Here is a 16,490-nt window from a genome sequence, read left to right as displayed (position 1 = left end):
TATCAGAGGCCGCAACGACCTTCAACCACCATGAATTTTATATTCATGTGAGAGAAATCGTTCGCGACAACCGTGGCGCCCTTGGTAGTCCTTCGGATCGCCCGGCCCGCACTCAGTCGCCACGGTTTTCCGGATAGGAGATGATCGACAAATAGCGCGTCGGCAGCTTCGTCAGTTCCTCCGGCCCGTGCGGGGCGTCGGCGTCGAAGAACAGGCTGTCGCCCGGCGTCATACGGTAGAGGTCGCTGCCATGGCGATAGAGCACTTCGCCCTCAAGCATGTAGAGGAACTCCATGCCGTCGTGCTGGAAGGTCGGGAAAACGTCGGAGTTTTCCGTCAGCGTGATGAGATAGGGCTCGACCGTGACGCCGCTGGCGGTCGCGCCGACATAGCCGAGCAGCCGGTACTGATGCCCGGCCCGCGTGCCCCGGCGCTCGACATCGACCCCCTCGCCCGACTTCACGAACACCGCCTTGCGGTCTTCCTCAAAGCGCCGCAGGAAGGCCGTAAGCGGCACGCCGAGCGCCCGCGACAGCGCCTGCAGCGTGGTCAGCGACGGCGAGGTGTTGCCGTTCTCGATCTTCGACAGCATGCCGAGCGAAATGCTGGCGGCGGCAGCCAGATCGGCGACGGTGACGCCGAGTTTCTTGCGAAGCGCCCTCACCTCGCGGCCGATGGCGACTTCGAGGACGTTTTCCTTCTGGTCGCGGACGGCGTGGGGATTCTGCTTGAGCGTGACGTGCGGCGCCTGGCTTGCAAGCTCTGCACCGTCATCAGGCGGCAGCTCCTCGCGTTTTCGGCCTGCCGTCCTGCCCGCAGCGGATTTCGTCCCGGCCATGATCGCCTCCTTCTTGCCAATCGCATTTTCACCCCGAGTGAAGACGCGATGCAAGGGCAAGCGGCGGCAGCGGCTGTTCCCGGCTGGTCGCGCTTCACTTCGGTGAAACAGAAAAGGCCCGGCTTTCGCCAGGCCTTTGAACGATCTGGGTCGGTACCTGTTGCGGCGATTGCGTCCGGCCGCCATTGCCAATATCACCGGCCGGAACCGGGAAGCGGCGCATGACGGCAATCTACATCGACTATCTCAACGCCCTCGACATCGAGGCGCTGGCGATGACCGACGCCGAAATCCTTGATGCGGTCGAGGCCGGGCTTGTCGCCCAGGGCAACGGCCAGACGGTGATCGAGCCGCGTGTCCACCTTGAGCCGAACCCGGATTTCCACGGCCATTTCAATGTTCTGCGCGGCTATGTTGCGCCGCTGGATACGGCGGGCGTAAAAATCGTCGGCGACTATGTTGACAACTACCTGCACGGCCTGCCGTCCGAGTTCGGCATCCTGAACCTGTTCGATCCGCGCACCGGCATGCCGCGCGCCATCCTCGACGCGACGGTCATCACCGACATGCGCACCGGCGCGGTGACGGCGCTCGGCGCCAAACATCTGGCGCGAAAGGGCTCAAAAGTCCTCGGCCATATCGGCGCGCGGGGCACGGCTTACTGGAACTTGCGGCTGCTCGATTCCCTTTTCGATTTCGACGAAATCCGCGTGCATTCGCGCCGGCCGGAGAGCCGCGACGGCTTTGCCGCGAAACTTTCCGCCGACCTTGGCAAGAAAGTGGTCGCGACCGAGGATTGGCGGAGTTGCGTCGAGGGCGCCGACATCGTGGTGGAAGCCTCGCGGCTCAGCAAGCCCGAGCCGATGCTGAAGACAGAATGGATCAAGCCGGGCGCCTTCGTGGTGCCCTACGGCACGATGAGCGCGGTGGAACTGTCGCTCACTGACATCATGTCGAAGCTGGTGGTTGACGACTGGGGCCAGTGCAAGGGCGGAAAGTTCGGCTCGCTGCGCGCCCATGTCGAGACCGGCCGGCTGAGCGAACAGACGCTGCATGCCGAACTCGGCCAGATCGCCGCGGGGCTGAAGCCGGGGCGCGAGAACGACGACGAGACCATTTTGTTTTGGCACCGTGGCCTGTCGTTGTCCGACATCGCGCTGGGCAAGGCGATGCTCTCCAAGGCGACGGCCAAGGGCATTGGCCAAAGGCTGCGTTTCGCGTGAGCACGGTCGAGATCGGCGGCACGCATGTGACGGTCGAGGATGTCGTCGCCGTCGCGCGTGATGGCGCGGCGGTCGGGGTGGCGTCCGCCGTCCCGGAGCGGCTGCGCAAGGCTCGCGAAGTGCTGGATCGTGTCGCCGCCGCCGGCCAGCGCATCTATGGCCTGAATACCGGGCTCGGCGCCAATCTCGGCACTTCGGTTGAGTGCGACGCCAGCGAATTCCAGCGGCAGCTACTTCATGGGCGTTCGGGCGCGGTCGGCGACCCGCTTCCGATTGAAGTCGTAAGGGCGACGATGTTCGCGCGCGCCGCCATGCTGTCGCGCAGCGGCTCAGGCATCTCGCCAAACGTGTTCGACGCGCTGGTCGCGGCGCTGAATGCAGGGGTGCATCCAGTGATGCCGTCGATCGGCTCCATCGGCGCAGGCGATCTGGTGCTGATGACCGCTTTGGCGCGCTGCCTCATCGGCGAAGGCGATGTCGACTATCGCGGTGGCCGCCTGCCGGCTAGCGAAGCGCTGGCGCGCGCCGGCCTGTCACAGGTCAGCCTCGCGCCGAAGGACGGCCTGTCGCTGATCAACGCTTCTGCGGTTTCGGCCGGCGCCGGCGCGCTTGCGGTGGCGGACGCCCTGTCCGCCTTCGACCAGCAGCAGCAGGCGGCGGCTTTGACCATGGAGGCGACGGGCGCCAACCTGACCATCCTCGATCCGCGTCTTCAAATGGCTCGACCGGCCCCCGGCCAGGCGGAAGCCGCGTCGCAGTTGCGCGCACTGCTCGCGCGCGAAGCCGATCCAATGCCCGGAACGCTGCAGGACCCACTGTCGATCCGTTGCATCCCGTCGATCCACGGCGCGCTATTGAACGGAATCGGCCAGGCGCGGCGCGCGGTCGAGATCGAGCTTAACGCCGCCGCCGACAATCCGCTGGTGCTGGCCGACGACGGGCTCGTGCTCTCCACCGGCAATTTCCACACGCCGGCGCTGGCGCTCGCCTTCGAGACGCTCGGGCTTGCCATTGCGCAGACCGCCGCCGCGACGGCCGCGCGGTTCATCCAATTGACCGGCTCCGGCCGCAACGGCCTACCGAAATATCTGTCGCCCACCGGCGGCGCGTCGGCCGGCTTCGTGCCGTTGCAGAAGACGGTAACGGCAGTCCTTGCTGCGATCCGTCAAAAGGCGAACCCGGTGATGCTCGATTTCCTGCCGGTTTCCGAGGGCGTCGAGGACCATGCGACGCAGACGCCCCTGGCGATCGCCAAATGCGCGGAGATGATCGCGCTGTGGAGGCGACTCATCGCCTTCGAACTCATGGCTGCGGCACAGGCGGCGGATTTGCGCGACGGCGAATTGAAAGACACCGTTCAGAAACACCAGCCTTTGGTGCTGGCCCCCGGGACCCAGGCGATCCACACCGCAATTCGCATGCATGTGTCGATGCTGCGCGAAGACCGGCCGCTCGGCATCGACGCCGAAACGCTCTACGCGGCACTTTCCAGCGGGAAATGGCAGGCGTAGCGCTGGCCTTCGGGGCCGGTCAGCGCCGGCTCTTCGACCCTGCACCGGTCCTGAACCTTCGGGCAGCGTGTATGGAAGCGGCATCCTGCGGGCGGGTTCGACGGGCTCGGGATTTCGCCCGCCAGCACGAGCTTTGCGCGCTTGTGCTCGGGATCGATGACCGGATTGGCCGACAGCAGCGCGTGCGTATAGGGATGGCGCGGCGACCGGAACACGGTGCGCGTCGCTCCCTCCTCCAAAATCGTGCCGAGATACATGATCGCCACCCGGTCGGTGACGCGGCCGATGACGTTGAGGTTGTGGCTGACGATCAGGATGCCGAGCGAATGCCGCGTCTGCAAATCGGCGAGCAGGTTGAGCAGTTCGCCCTGCACAGACACGTCCAGCCCCGCCGTCGGTTCGTCGGCGATCAGGAAGGACGGGTCGGTGACCAGCGCCCGGGCGATCGCCACGCGCCGCGCCTGGCCGCCGCTGATCTGGTGCGGATATTTTTCGAGCTGCGCCTCGGAGAGGCCGAGCCGGGCGAGCAGGTCCAACACCTTCGGCCAGCGCTCCTTACGATCGAGACCGTGAATTTTTATCGGCTCGGCGAGCAGCGACGCGATCTTCATGCGCGGCGACAGCGAGGATAGCGGGTCCTGAAAAATCATCTGCACGCGGCGGCGCAGCCACAGCCGGTGGGCGCGCGTCAGGCTGGTCAGGTCGCGGCCCTCGAGCTTGACCTTGCCGGAGGTCGGCCGGTTCAGCCCGACCAGCGCCTTGGCGAGCGTCGTCTTGCCGCTGCCGCTCTCGCCGACCAGCCCGACCGTCTCGCCGACCTTCAATGCCAGGCTGATGCCGGCCACGGCCTGCACACCACCGGAGAAGGTGATGCGCAGGTCTTCGACCTCAATGGTTTGCGCGCTGTCAGTCATGCCAGCCAGCATGCCGATTTATGGCCGGCCTCGACTTCGCGCAGCGGCGGTTCTTCCACACATTTCTCGAAACGCGACGGGCAGCGCGCGGCAAAAATGCAGCCTTTCGGCACGTCGACCAGATCCGGCAATCCGCCCTTGATCGTCACCAGCGCCTCGCCCGGCTCGTCGTCCGGATCGATCTCGCAGGCCAGCAGCGCCAGTGTGTAGGGATGGCGCGGGTCGCCGAACAGGTCTTTCGTCAGTGCGCTTTCGACCAGCTTGCCGGCATACATGACAGCGACCTCGTCGCAGAGTTCCGAGATCAGGCCGAGGCTGTGCGAGACCAGCACGATGGAACCGCTGAAGTCGGCGCGCAGGTCGCCAAGCAGCCGCACGATCTGCGCCTCGATCGTCACGTCGAGCGCCGTGGTCGGTTCGTCGGCGATGAGAATGTCGGGCTCGCAGAGCAGCGCCATGGCAATCATCACGCGTTGGCGCATGCCGCCGCTGAGCTGGTGCGGATAAGCGGCAAGCCGCGCCTGCGGGTTGGAGATGCCGACGCGCAACAGCATCTCGCCCGCGCGGCGCAGCAACGCGCGACGGCCAAGGCCAGGATGCCGGTTGCGCTGCGCGTCCACCAGTTGCGTACCGATGGAAAAGACCGGGTTCAGCGCCGTCATCGGGTCCTGAAAAATCATGGCGATGCGCCCGCCACGCAGCCGGCGCAGCTCCTCCGGCGGCACGCCGAGCAGGTTCTCGCCGTCGAGTTCGATGCGGCCGGAGACCTCGCCGGTATTGTCGGGCAGCAGCCCGAGCAGGGCCAGCGCCAGCGTCGACTTGCCGCTGCCGCTTTCGCCAACAAGGCCGACGACGCGGTTGCGCGGGATCGACAGGCTGACGTCGCGCAGCACATGCAGCGGACCCCTGGCGGTGGAAAAATCCACCGACAGGTTCTCGATCTCGACCAGGCTGTCACCCTTCATGGCTCACGCCTCAGCTTCGGGTCGAGCGCGTCGCGCAGGCTTTCGCCGAACAGCGTGAAGCCGAGCGTCGCCAGCGTCAGCATGCCGCCGGCAACCAGAACCGGCCAGACCGACTGTTCGAGATAGGTGAAGCCGTCGAACAGCATCGATCCCCAGCTTGCCAGCGGCGGCCGGATGCCGACGCCGAGGAAGCTTAGTCCCGCCTCCAGCGTGATGGCGACCGGGATGTTCATCGAAGCCAGCACGACGATCGGCCCGACGATGTTGGGCAGCACGTGGAAGAGCATGATGCGCGGACCGGACGCGCCGAGCGCCCGTTCCGCCTCGATGAACGGCCGCTCTCTGATCGCCAGCGTCTGCGCCCGCGCGACGCGCCCGAATTGCGGGATGAAGACGATGGTGACCAGTATGATGATGTTGAGCAGCCCCGGCCCCAGCACGGCGACCAGCGCCAGCGCCAGGATCAGGCTGGGGAACGAGCTGATGATGTCGAATGCAGCAAGGATCGTTCGCTCGACCGCGGGCGGTGCGCTCGCCGCCGTAACGCCAAGCAAGATGCCGGCGACCAGCGCCGTTGCGGTGACCGAGAGCGCCACGCCGATGGCAATGCGCGTGCCGAATAGCCCGCGCGAAAAGAGATCGCGGCCGAGCTGGTCGGTGCCCAGCCAATGCGCCGCCGACGGCGGCGTCAGCCGGGCCGCCACATCGAGCTGGTTCGGCATATGCGTGGCAAGCAGGGGCGCGGCGAGCCCGCCGAAAACCACCAGCAGCGTGGCGATCAGCCCGAGCCGGCCGCTCGGGCTCCTCCAGATTCTGCGCAGCACCTCCACCCGTCAGGCCCCGCCGCCGGCCTTGCCAAGACTGTCGCGCACGCGCGGATCGAGCCAGGCATAGGACAGGTCGACCAGAAGGTTGACCACGACGAAGACGCTAACGACGACCAGGATGCCGCCCTGCACGATCGGATAATTGCGGTTGCGGATCGCGTCAAAAATCAGCGAGCCCAGCCCCGGCCGGTTGAAGATGATTTCCACGAACAGCGCGCCGCCCATCAGTTCGCCGATGCCGACGCCAAGGATGGCGACGGTCGGGATGCAGGCGAGTTTTAGCGCGTATTTCATGACGACACGGCGTTCCGGCTGGCCATAGGCGCGCGCCGTGCGGATGAAGGGCTCGCCCAGCACTTCCAGCAGCGAGGTCCGCACCAGCCGGGCGATGTAGCCGATCCAGCCGACGGCGAGCGCTACCGTCGGCAGCACGAGGTGATGAAGCTGGTCCAGCGGGTCGCCGGCGTCCCCCGCCCCCAGCACCGGAAACCAGCCGAGCCGCACCGCGAAGAAATAGAGCAGCAGGATCGCCACGACATAGCTCGGCGTGGCCACCAGCCCGACGCTCACCACCGCCAGCCCCTGGTCGAGCTGGCTGCCTTGCCGGACGGCGGCGTAGCAGCCGATCGGTATGCCGATCAGCACCGCAAGCCCGATCGCCGAGACGGCAAGCAGCATCGTGTTGGGGAGCGCCGCAAACACCATGGCGGCGACAGGCCGGCCGTTGATCACGTCGGCGCCGAGATCGCCGCGTAGCGCGTTGAAGAAAAACAGCGCGACACGTTCGTACAGAGGCAGGTTCAACCCCATCTGCTCGCGCAGCAGCGCCGCCGCCTCCGGCGTGGCGCGCGGGCCGAGCAGGATGGTCGCCGGGTCGCCCTTGACGATCAGCGTCAGGCAGCAAAGCAGGGTCATCGAGCCGACAAGCACCAGCACGGCCGTCGCCAGCCGAAATGCGCCGTAGCGGAACAGGCTGCCTTCGTCCCAGAAACTCACGCCGGCAGGCCCCGGCATTTTGCCGCCGCTACGCGCAAGGGCAGTGGAAGACTGAGGTTAACTCGGTTCACCCGACAATTCGAAATTCGACCGCACGAACTCGATGCCGGAGCCGTAAGGGACAGTTTACTTAATTCCGCCTGCGTCAACCTTGAAACGCCGCGTGCTCCTGCGGAATTAAGTAAACTGTCCCCGGCACTTGACCGCCTCGGCCGCAAATGTCTCGCACCGATTTCGGGTTGTCGGATGTACCGGGTACTAGTCGCCATCGCTAACCGGTCCTCCAACACCTTCGTCGTATCCGGCCTCGCGGCCATGCCGTATCGCCAAAAGCACCACGTCGTCTTGCTCCAGACGATAGAGAACGACGTAGCCGTCACGGCCGAAGCCGATAACCCATTCCCGAAACGCCGCATCCATCTCTGGCACAGGCCTTCCGACACGAGGCTGGTGGGCCAGAATTTTGACGCCGGTCCGGATCGCCTCGACCGCCCGCCGTGCCGCGCTTGGACTCTTGCCCACGAGAAAGCGGTAGAGCCGCTGGACATCGCTGGTCGCCTGCGGAGTCCAGATCAGTCGTGGCACGCGGGCGGCTCCGCGTCATCGCCGTCCGCCAGCTTCTGTAGCCACGCATCGGCTTCCTCCGCCGTCAGATGCAGGCCGGTCGCCTGATAGTCGTCCCAGGCCTTCTGCGCATCGTCGCGAAACGACAGCCGCTTTTCCTCGCGATCGACATACTGCTCGATCGCCTCCTTCATCAGCCAGTGCGGCTTGCGCTGGCGGCTTTCGGCGAGTTTTTGCAGCCGCTCCTTGGTCGACGGATCAAGTTTCAAGCTGGTGGTCGCGACGGTTGCCATGGCTTCGGCCTCGTATGGTGACACCAAGTGTTACCATGCGAGGCTTCCGAAGGATAGCGCGGAGCGGCCCGTTCAAGCCTGCTTGAACGATGCATACTGCCACTGGTTGCCGTTCGGCAGGATGCCCGGCGACAGCGTGTCCTTGAATCCGAAGGTGTAGGCGTTGTGGGTGATCCACCAGAAGGCGGCGGATTCGTCCATCAGCTTCTGCGCGGCGATGTAGATTTCCTCGCGCTTCTTCGAATCGGTCTCGATGCCGCCCTGCTTGTGCAGATCGTCGAACTCCTTGCTGCCCCAGCGCTGCCAGTTCCACTTGCCGATCTGGTCGGAGGTGAACCACTGCGTCTGGAAGCCGGGATCGAATTTTCCGCGATACTCCACAAGGACGAGATCGAGATCCTTCGAGGCGTCGTTCTCGCCATAGGCCCAGTAGGCGCCCTCGTCGATGGCGTCGATCTGCACGTCGATGCCGATGTCAGCGAGATTGGCCTGTACGACTGCGGCCGTCGCCTGCGCCACCGCCTTGTTGAGCACGGTGAGCCGCGTCGAGAAGCCGCCGCCCTGCCCTGCTTCCTCAAGCAGTTTCTTGGCGCCCTCGATATCGCGCTCGCGCTTCGGCGCGTCGGCCCAATAGCCGAGGATGCCGGGAGCTTCCAGCGCATAGGCCGGCTCGACCGAGCCGTTGTAGGCGGCTGCGATGATCGCCGGAACGTCGAGCGCCAGCCTTATCGCCTGGCGCACGCGCACATCGTCAAACGGCTTCTTCTCGATGTTCGGGCCGATCCAGATGTAGTCGATGGCCGACAGTTTCTCGACCTTGAGGCCCTTGGTCGCGGCGACATCCTTGGCGACCGCCGGGTCGAGGCGGGTGAAGTCGATCTCGCCCGCCTGCAGCGCCAGTTGCGCCGTCTTGTCCTCGGCGATCGGCTTGCCGACGATTTCCGAAAAAGCCGGCTTGTCACCGAGATAGTCGGGATTGGCGACGAGCGTGAAATGGTCGCGCGGCACCCATTCCTTCAGGATGTAGGGGCCGGAGCCGATCGGCGTCGTCTTGAACTTGTCGCCGAGTTCCGTGAAAGCCTTCTTCGAAATGATCGTACCGGAACCGTCGGCCAGCGCGATCAGCCATACGGCCGGCGACGGGTTCTTCAAATGGATCTTTCCAGTCAGCTTGCCGGTGACCTCGACCGAATCCAGTGCGGCCCAGTCGTCGGCATAGTCGACCTTCTTGCCGTCAGGCCCCGGCGTGATGAAACGCTCGAACGAGAATTTCACGTCCTCGGCGGTGAGTTCGCCATAATTGCCGCTGAACTTCAGCCCTTCCTTCAGCGTGAACTCGATGGTCTTGTCGTCGACCTGCTTGATGTCGGCAGCCGCGTCGTTCTCCCATTCGGTCGAGCCGGGCTTGAATTTCACCAGCCCCTGCCCGACCGCGAGGATGACGTTGACGTCGGTCGCGCCGGTGCGGTTCGCCGGGTCGAGGTTCTTCAGATCCTCGTCGATGCGCACGACGATGCGCCCATCGGCGGCATACACCACGTTCGACCACGGCTGGCCGAGCACGGTGACGCCCGCGGCAGCCGCGGCGGTCCCCGCTAGAAAACCTCTCCGCGTAAGATCATAGCTCATGGTCATTCCTTTCAAATTCGGGTTGTCCGCGACGTGCGATTGAGAAAATTCGTCCCGGCTCTCAAACTGGAGGTAACTCATTTCGCACACAAGAAAGACCGCTTCGCAAGCCCGATACGTCTAGACAATTCATTCCGTTTTGGCGTTGTTTCGTGGAACGCGGTGGTAGCCACCGCCAAATCCCTTGATGGCGGGCCGGCCGGCGCGGCCCACCGATCCCGGAAAGAAGCAGTGATGACCATCCGCACGGTCCATGATTTTCCGAGGGGCGTGCGCACCATCCAGACGGAATGGATCACGCTCTCGGACGGCACGCGGCTTGCCGCCGCCGTCTGGCTGCCGGAAGACGCCGAAAACGATCCGGTGCCGGCGATCCTCGAATTCCTGCCCTACCGCCGCCGCGACAGCACCGTGCTGCGCGACCGCCAGATACATGCGTATTTCGCCGGACACGGCTATGCGGGCGTGCGCGTCGACATGCGCGGCTCCGGCGATTCCGACGGCATTCTGCACGACGAATATCTGCCGCAGGAACAGGCCGATGCAGTGGAAGTCATCGCCTGGCTCGCCGCGCAAAAATGGTGCAGCGGCACGGTCGGCATGATGGGCATCTCCTGGGGCGGCTTCAATTCGCTGCAGGTGGCGAGCCACCGTCCGCCGGCGCTGAAGGCGATCATCACCGCCTGCTCCACCGATGATCGTTATGCCGACGACTGCCATTTCATGGGCGGCTGCCTGCTCAACAATTCGATCGCCTGGGCCTCGACCATGTTCGCCTATGGCGCGCAGCCGCCGGACCCGCTGGTGGTCGGCGAGCGCTGGCGAGACCTGTGGCTGGAGCGGCTGGACAACAACCCGCTGATGGCCGCCACCTGGATCGAGCACCAGACCTATGACGACTATTGGAAGCAGGGCTCGGTCCGCGAGGATTTTTCCGCGATCACCGCCGCCGTCTATGCAGTGGGCGGCTGGGCCGACGGCTATTCCAACGCCATCCCGCGCATGCTGGCCGGCCTGCCGGGACCGAAAAAGGGGCTGATCGGCCCCTGGGCACATGCCTGGCCGCATGTGGCGCAGCCAGGCCCGCAGATCGGCTTTTTACAGGAGGCGCTGCGCTGGTGGGATCATTGGCTGAAGGACATCGACAATGGAATAATGGATGAGCCCGTCCTCCGCGCGTGGATGCAGGAAAGCGTGCGCCCGGCGACGACCTATCCGGAGCGGACCGGCCGCTGGATCGCCGAAACAAGCTGGCCGCAGGTGGATCGGCCCGCAAGGGTGCTTCATCTGTCCGGCCGCGACCTTGCGGATGACCCTGCCGAGAACCAGCAAATCCTCATCGCTTCCAGCCTCGCGACGGGCATCACCTTCGGCGAATGGTGCCCCTACGGCCTCGCCGGCGAACTCCCGGCCGACCAACGGCCAGATGACGGCCGCTCGGTATATTTCGACACCGCTCCCCTGCCCCAGCACATCGAGATCTTCGGCGCGCCGGTCGTCTCGCTGGACATCGCCTCCGACAAACCATCGGCCATGATCGCCGCGCGGCTAGAGGACGTTGCGCCGGACGGCTCGTCGACGCTGGTAACCTACGGCCTACTCAATCTGACGCACCGCTACGGCCACGGAAACCCCGAACCGCTCGAACCCGGCAAGACCTACCCGGTCGAAATCGTCCTCAACGACATCGCGCAGGCATTCCCCGCCGGACACCGCATTCGCCTGGCGCTGGCGACATCGCATTGGCCCATCGCCTGGCCGGCGGCGGAGCTCGCCACGCTGACGCTATCCACGGGCGAAAGCACGCTCAACCTGCCGATCCGCGCGCGCTCGCCACTGGATGAGTGTCTAAAACCCTTCGCCGAACCGGAACAGGCCGAGCCGGAACCCTACGAGATCAACAAACTCGCCGGCCGCAATCGCACCATCACCGAGGATCCGATGACCGGCGAGACGACCGTCACCGTGCACCGTGAGCGCGCATCCTACACGCTGCCGAAGATCGACCTTTCCTTCGAGGCGGATTCGGAGGAGCACTATCGCATTCGCGAAGGTGATCCTTCGGCGACAACGGCCGAGACCCGCGCTACATGGCGGCTATCCCGCAAGGGCTGGGACATCAGGACGGAAACGGCGACCCGTGTCGCCTGCACACCGAACACCTTCGAGGTCAGAGCCACGATGAAGGCTTATGAAAATGGCGAGTTGGTGAAAAGCCGCGACTGGGATCGCAGCATTCCGCGGTTGTGATGCGATTCGCATTGTACCAACGGTAGACTGCTTGATCGTGCGTCCTTCGAGGCTCGCCCGCCAGGCTTGGGGGCCAACCTCCCAGTTTTGCGAGGGCTCGCACCTCAGGATGAGGACGGTTGGCGTTCGCTCCTCCGGATGAGGACCGCCAGCGCATCCACCTGAGTCAGGGAGCTAGCCTGAGCATCTCAGGACAGGCGGTAGGTTGCGACCGACCTCATCCTGAGCAACCATTAAGTGCTGGCTTGTTTTGCGACCCATGGTGTTCCCCTTGCGAGGACGGTGTTGACGAAGATGACGAGCTTCCTTGCGCAGGCGACGAGGGCGACCCTGTGGGGTTTGCCGTTGGCGACGAGGCGTTTGTAGAAGGCGATGAGCTCGGCGTTCCAGCGGAAGGCGGCGGGCAGGGCGGCGGCATAGACGCTCCTGGCCAGGCGCTTGCGACCGCCGGCGACATGGCGCTGGCCGTGGCGGCCGCCGCTGTCGTCGTCATAGGGAGCGAAGCCGACAATGGCGGCGGCGGCCTCGCGGTCGATCTGGCCGAGTTCGGGGGCGCGCACCAGGAAGGCGATTGCCGTGGGTTCGCCGACGCCGTCGACGCTCATGACCAGCTCGAGGCGGCGGGCGAGATCGGCATGGGCGCGCAGGATGCCGCCCAGCCGCTTGAGTTCGAGCGTGCGCCAGGCCACGAGCCGGGCGATCTCGCGGTCGAGCCTTCTGCGGCGCTGAGCGTCGCGCACGGCCTCGCGCCGGGTCTTGAAGCGGGCGATGTCCTCCCCGATCTGGTCGATCAGGGTAAGGTGCTCGGCAAGCGGCTCCAGCCTGGGATCGGGCGCGGCATGCACGATGTCGACCGCCGCGCAGGCCGCGATCAGCGCCGCGTCGATACGGTCGTTCTTGGCCCGCTGCAGCCTGAAGCCGGCATAGGCGCGCACCTGCGCCGGCTGGAAGCGGATGACCGTAAAGCCGGCCGCGCGCAAGAACGCCACGACGGCGCTCTCGTAGCCGCCCGACGCCTCGATGCCCACCCGCTCGGCCCCGTGGCCGCGCAGCCAGCCCGACAGCCGCTTATGCCCGGCCGCGTCATTGTCGACCGTCAATTGCTCCTCGACGCCGGTCAGCGCCACGTCGAGCTTCTGCTTGCCGGTATCGATGCCGGCCACCTTCATGCTAGACTTGTCCATCTTCCTCGACCCTGCCTTGTGATGCGAACCCAAGGTTCATTCAACCATCCGGGTCCGATGAAGAGCCGGCCGCGATCGCGCTCAGGAACAGCCCTCAAGGCTTGGGTGCGAGCGATCCGACGGCCGGCGGTGCGGCCCGGGTGGCCACCCGGGCCGCACCGTCCCCTTCACGGAACACCCAAACAATACACAATCTCGCTAATACAAGGTGCGAGCCTCTCCGGCGTTCAAATGCTTGGCGCAAAACCGGGTGGGCGAGCCTCGAAGGACGCACCCAAGCATCAGTCATCCACGGAGGCCGTTGGCCTCACACCGCCCGCAAATGCCGGATCGGCCTGCCCGGCGCGACCGCCTGCGCCGCCGTGACGATACCGCGCGCATCGATGCCGAAATGGCGATAGAGGTCGGCAATGGTGCCGGTCTGCCCAAAATGCTCGACGCCGAGCGAGCGCGTGCGGTGGCCCATGACCGAACCCAGCCAGGCGAGCGTTGCCGGGTGCCCGTCCAGCACCGTCACCACAGCGCAATGCGGCGGCACGCCCATCAACAGCCGTTCAATGTGGCTCAATGCCTGGGAAGAACCCTGCTCGCGCGCCCTTGACGCCGCCGTCCAGCCGGCGTTCAGCCGGTCGGCAGAGGTGATGGCCAGAAGGCCGACATCGCGTCGGTCCTCGGCCATAAGCCCGACCGCCTCGATGGCTTCCGGCGCCACCGCCCCGGTGTAGGCAACGACGATTTGCGCATTCGGACCCGGCCGGCGCATCCAGTAGGCGCCGTCGATCATGTCCTGGGCGAGGTCTGGCGTGATCGTCCGTTTCGGCTGCTCGATGGAGCGGGTCGATAGCCGGAGATAGACTGAGCCGCCGGTGAGATCGCGCAGCCAGCTTCGCGCGTCGGGCTCGGCCTCACCGGAACGCTGCATGTAGTCGAACGACCAGCGCAGGATCGTCGCGAGTTCATCCACATAGGCCGGCTCGAAACTCGCCAGCCCGTCCTGAGCCATGCCGATCAGCGGCGTTGCGATCGACTGGTGCGCGCCGCCCTCAGGCGCCAGCGTCACACCCGATGGCGTCGCGGCGAGGATGAATCGCGCATCCTGGTAGCAGGCATAGTTCAGCGCATCGAGACCGCGCTCGATGAACGGGTCGTAAAGCGTGCCGACCGGCAACAGCCGCTCGCCGAAGATCGAATGCGACAGGCCGAGCGCCGACAGCATGATGAACAGGTTCATCTCGGCAATGCCGAGTTCCATATGCTGGCCCTTCGGCGAGAAATTCCAGTTGTACGTGGAGGGAATGCGCTCCGCCTTGAAGACATCCGCCAGTTCGTCGCGTGCAAACAGGCCGCGCCGGTTGACCCAGGCGCCCAGGTTGGTCGAGACGGTGACGTCGGGCGAGGTGGTGACCACCCGGTCGGCGAGTGGCGTGTCGCTCTTGCCGATCTCGTGCATCAACAGCCCAAAGCCCTGCTGCGTAGACATCGATGACTGCGGTGAGAAAGCCAGCGTGTCCGGCACCGGGACCGCCGGCGACGAATAGCGCCGCCTGCCGGCCTGAACGAACGGCACGGCCGCCAGGAAACGTTTGAGTTCCGCTTCCGGAAGGTCGAGCCCCTCGAAAAACTCCCATTCGCGCCTGTCACGCACACTCATCGCCTCGCGCAGTGTCTCGACCTGGGTCGGCGTCATCAGGCCGGCATGATTGTCCTTGTGGCCCGCAAGCGGCAGCCCGAAACCCTTGATCGTATAGGCGATGAAACAGGTGGGGCGGTCATGCTTTCTTGCCTGCTCGAAGGCGTCGAGGATGCTTGGCAGGTCGTGGCCGCCAAGATTGCCCATCAGCCGCGCCAGTTCCTCGTCGCTGCGGCTGTCAATCAGCCGCGACACCGGCCCCTGGTCGCCGATCTCGTCGAGCAGCCGCTTGCGCCAAGCTGCACCGCCCTGAAAAGTCAGCGCCGAATAGAGTTGGTTCGGGCACGCATCGATCCACTCGCGCAATTTCTCGCCGCCCGGCTCGGAAAACGCCTGCTGCTGGATTTCGCCATGCTTGAGGATAACGACATCCCAGCCGAAATTGCGGAAAATCGCCTCGAAGCGCGCCCACAGCCCCTCCCGCACCACGGCGTCGAGGCTCTGCCTGTTATAGTCGACCACCCACCAGGTGTTGCGAACGCCGTGCTTCCAGCCTTCCAGCAGCGCCTCGAAAATGTTGCCTTCGTCCATCTCGGCGTCGCCGATCAGCGCCACCATCTTGCCTTCCGGGCGGTCGAGACCCCAGCCTTTTGCGCGCACATAGTCCTGCGCCAGCGCCGAAAACAGCGTCTGCGCCACGCCGAGCCCGACCGAGCCGGTTGAAAAATCCACGTCGTCGACGTCCTTCGTCCGCGACGGATAGGACTGCGCGCCCTTGTAGCCGCGGAAATTCTTGAGCTTTTCCAAAGTCTGGTTGCCGAGCAGATACTGGATAGCATGGAAGATCGGGCTGGCATGCGGCTTCACCGCGACGCGATCCTCCGGCCGCAGCACAGAAAAATACAGCGCTGTCATGATCGTCGCCAGCGAGGCTGACGATGCCTGGTGCCCGCCGACCTTCAGCCCGTCGTCGCTGTCGCGCAGATGGTTGGCGTTGTGGATCGTCCATGTCGCCAGCCACAGCACCTTGCGCTCCAGGGCCGACAGCGTGGCGAGATCGTGCTTGTTCATTGGCATCCCCTCCGAGACATCACGATGGTAGCAAGCGGCGACGATGCTTTGCGGCCAATTTTCGCCCCGGTGATGGCGAAGATTGGTGAATCCAGCTAATCATTATCCTGGACTGACAGGATTTCAGCCAATGCGCGAACTGGACGACATCGACCGGAAAATCATCGCCGCTATCCAGGGCGACGGAAAGATCACCACCCAGGAACTCGCGGACCGCGTAGGGCTATCCGCCTCACCATGCGCCCGGCGGGTGCGGCTGCTGGAGCAGGCCGGCATCATCAAGGGCTACACCGCCGTCATCGACCAGAAGAAGGCCGGCGTGCCGATCAGCGCCTTCGCCTCGATCAAGCTGGAGCGGCAGCGCGAGGAAGACCTCGATCGCTTCTCGCAGGCGGTGACGCGCTGGCCGGAGGTGCTCGATTGTTACCTGATGACCGGCCAGCGCGACTATCTGCTGCGCATCGTCGTACGCGACCTCGACGCCTATGAGGAGTTTTTGAAGGACAAGCTGACGCGGCTAGACAACGTCGCCTCGATCGAAAGCAGCTTTGCGCTGAAGCAGGTCAAGCGCTCGGAGATATTGCCGCTCTGACGC

14 protein-coding genes are annotated in these 16,490 nt (G+C 65.1%); 4 read left to right on the top strand and 10 right to left on the bottom strand.

Translation table 11 applies throughout. The annotated features are described in order from the left end of the window. Positions 1-112: 112 nt before the first annotated feature. The gene (locus ACSBOB_RS13435) at positions 113-838 is read right to left on the bottom strand and encodes a helix-turn-helix domain-containing protein (protein ID WP_442582887.1); all 726 of its coding nucleotides are present in this window, start codon (positions 836-838) and stop codon (positions 113-115) included. A 221-nt stretch (positions 839-1,059) separates the two neighbouring features. Here ACSBOB_RS13435 and ACSBOB_RS13430 point away from each other — a divergent pair, with 221 nt between their 5' ends. Next, complete coding sequence (locus ACSBOB_RS13430; RefSeq protein ID WP_442582886.1) at positions 1,060-2,061, top strand: ornithine cyclodeaminase family protein; 1,002 nt, start codon at positions 1,060-1,062, stop codon at positions 2,059-2,061. Next, positions 2,058-3,572, top strand: a complete 1,515-nt coding sequence (locus ACSBOB_RS13425) for an HAL/PAL/TAL family ammonia-lyase (protein WP_442582885.1) — start codon at positions 2,058-2,060, stop codon at positions 3,570-3,572. The genes ACSBOB_RS13430 and ACSBOB_RS13425 overlap by 4 nt, the downstream gene beginning before the upstream one ends. On the opposite strand, the gene ACSBOB_RS13420 is transcribed toward ACSBOB_RS13425, so the two are convergent. The 7 genes from ACSBOB_RS13420 to ACSBOB_RS13390 form a co-directional block, all read right to left on the bottom strand. Next, complete coding sequence (locus ACSBOB_RS13420) at positions 3,536-4,486, bottom strand: ABC transporter ATP-binding protein (protein WP_442582884.1); 951 nt, start codon at positions 4,484-4,486, stop codon at positions 3,536-3,538. The genes ACSBOB_RS13425 and ACSBOB_RS13420 overlap by 37 nt on opposite strands. Further along, positions 4,483-5,451, bottom strand: a complete 969-nt coding sequence (locus ACSBOB_RS13415; protein ID WP_442582883.1) for an ABC transporter ATP-binding protein — start codon at positions 5,449-5,451, stop codon at positions 4,483-4,485. Before ACSBOB_RS13415 ends, ACSBOB_RS13420 begins: the two co-directional genes overlap by 4 nt. Next, the gene (locus ACSBOB_RS13410) at positions 5,448-6,275 is read right to left on the bottom strand and encodes an ABC transporter permease (protein WP_442582882.1); all 828 of its coding nucleotides are present in this window, start codon (positions 6,273-6,275) and stop codon (positions 5,448-5,450) included. The genes ACSBOB_RS13415 and ACSBOB_RS13410 overlap by 4 nt, the downstream gene beginning before the upstream one ends. Before the next feature lie 9 nt (positions 6,276-6,284). Continuing rightward, positions 6,285-7,292, bottom strand: a complete 1,008-nt coding sequence (locus ACSBOB_RS13405; protein ID WP_442582881.1) for an ABC transporter permease — start codon at positions 7,290-7,292, stop codon at positions 6,285-6,287. Between the two features lie 240 nt (positions 7,293-7,532). Then, entirely contained in the window at positions 7,533-7,859 is a 327-nt protein-coding gene (locus tag ACSBOB_RS13400; protein WP_442582880.1) for a type II toxin-antitoxin system RelE/ParE family toxin, read from the bottom strand. Further along, positions 7,847-8,131 (bottom strand): CopG family ribbon-helix-helix protein, encoded by a 285-nt coding sequence (locus ACSBOB_RS13395; protein ID WP_442582879.1) that lies wholly within the window; start codon positions 8,129-8,131, stop codon positions 7,847-7,849. The genes ACSBOB_RS13400 and ACSBOB_RS13395 overlap by 13 nt, the downstream gene beginning before the upstream one ends. 72 nt (positions 8,132-8,203) lie before the next feature. Beyond that, the gene (locus tag ACSBOB_RS13390; protein WP_442582878.1) at positions 8,204-9,760 is read right to left on the bottom strand and encodes an ABC transporter substrate-binding protein; all 1,557 of its coding nucleotides are present in this window, start codon (positions 9,758-9,760) and stop codon (positions 8,204-8,206) included. A 234-nt stretch (positions 9,761-9,994) separates the two neighbouring features. On the opposite strand from ACSBOB_RS13390, the gene ACSBOB_RS13385 reads away from it, so the two are divergent. Further along, complete coding sequence (locus tag ACSBOB_RS13385) at positions 9,995-12,010, top strand: CocE/NonD family hydrolase (protein ID WP_442582877.1); 2,016 nt, start codon at positions 9,995-9,997, stop codon at positions 12,008-12,010. A gap of 233 nt (positions 12,011-12,243) precedes the next feature. Here ACSBOB_RS13385 and ACSBOB_RS13380 read toward each other — a convergent pair whose 3' ends face one another. Further along, entirely contained in the window at positions 12,244-13,194 is a 951-nt protein-coding gene (locus ACSBOB_RS13380) for an IS110 family transposase (RefSeq protein ID WP_442582876.1), read from the bottom strand. Between the two features lie 307 nt (positions 13,195-13,501). Further along, positions 13,502-15,895 carry a transketolase gene (locus tag ACSBOB_RS13375; RefSeq protein WP_442582875.1) on the bottom strand — a complete coding sequence of 798 codons (2,394 nt, stop codon included), beginning with the start codon at positions 15,893-15,895 and terminating at the stop codon, positions 13,502-13,504. A gap of 130 nt (positions 15,896-16,025) precedes the next feature. Here ACSBOB_RS13375 and ACSBOB_RS13370 point away from each other — a divergent pair, with 130 nt between their 5' ends. Continuing rightward, positions 16,026-16,487, top strand: a complete 462-nt coding sequence (locus ACSBOB_RS13370) for an Lrp/AsnC family transcriptional regulator (RefSeq protein WP_442582874.1) — start codon at positions 16,026-16,028, stop codon at positions 16,485-16,487. Positions 16,488-16,490: the final 3 nt, after the last annotated feature.

The sequence above is a fragment of the Mesorhizobium sp. KACC 23794 genome (assembly GCF_052180275.1).
Lineage (GTDB): Bacteria > Pseudomonadota > Alphaproteobacteria > Rhizobiales > Rhizobiaceae > Kumtagia.
Note: the sequence above shows the minus strand (reverse complement) of the source record. Positions and strands in the feature narration are given on the sequence as shown.

Excerpts from the sequence above, each read along its gene's own strand:
- ACSBOB_RS13435 (WP_442582887.1), bottom strand. The coding sequence starts at position 838 with ATGGCCGGGACGAAATCCGCTGCGGGCAGGACGGCAGGCCGAAAACGC.
- ACSBOB_RS13430 (WP_442582886.1), top strand. The coding sequence starts at position 1,060 with ATGACGGCAATCTACATCGACTATCTCAACGCCCTCGACATCGAGGCG.
- ACSBOB_RS13420 (WP_442582884.1), bottom strand. The coding sequence starts at position 4,486 with ATGACTGACAGCGCGCAAACCATTGAGGTCGAAGACCTGCGCATCACC.
- ACSBOB_RS13415 (WP_442582883.1), bottom strand. The coding sequence starts at position 5,451 with ATGAAGGGTGACAGCCTGGTCGAGATCGAGAACCTGTCGGTGGATTTT.
- ACSBOB_RS13405 (WP_442582881.1), bottom strand. The coding sequence starts at position 7,292 with ATGCCGGGGCCTGCCGGCGTGAGTTTCTGGGACGAAGGCAGCCTGTTC.
- ACSBOB_RS13395 (WP_442582879.1), bottom strand. The coding sequence starts at position 8,131 with ATGGCAACCGTCGCGACCACCAGCTTGAAACTTGATCCGTCGACCAAG.
- ACSBOB_RS13390 (WP_442582878.1), bottom strand. The coding sequence starts at position 9,760 with ATGAGCTATGATCTTACGCGGAGAGGTTTTCTAGCGGGGACCGCCGCG.
- ACSBOB_RS13385 (WP_442582877.1), top strand. The coding sequence starts at position 9,995 with ATGACCATCCGCACGGTCCATGATTTTCCGAGGGGCGTGCGCACCATC.
- ACSBOB_RS13380 (WP_442582876.1), bottom strand. The coding sequence starts at position 13,194 with ATGGACAAGTCTAGCATGAAGGTGGCCGGCATCGATACCGGCAAGCAG.
- ACSBOB_RS13375 (WP_442582875.1), bottom strand. The coding sequence starts at position 15,895 with ATGAACAAGCACGATCTCGCCACGCTGTCGGCCCTGGAGCGCAAGGTG.
- ACSBOB_RS13370 (WP_442582874.1), top strand. The coding sequence starts at position 16,026 with ATGCGCGAACTGGACGACATCGACCGGAAAATCATCGCCGCTATCCAG.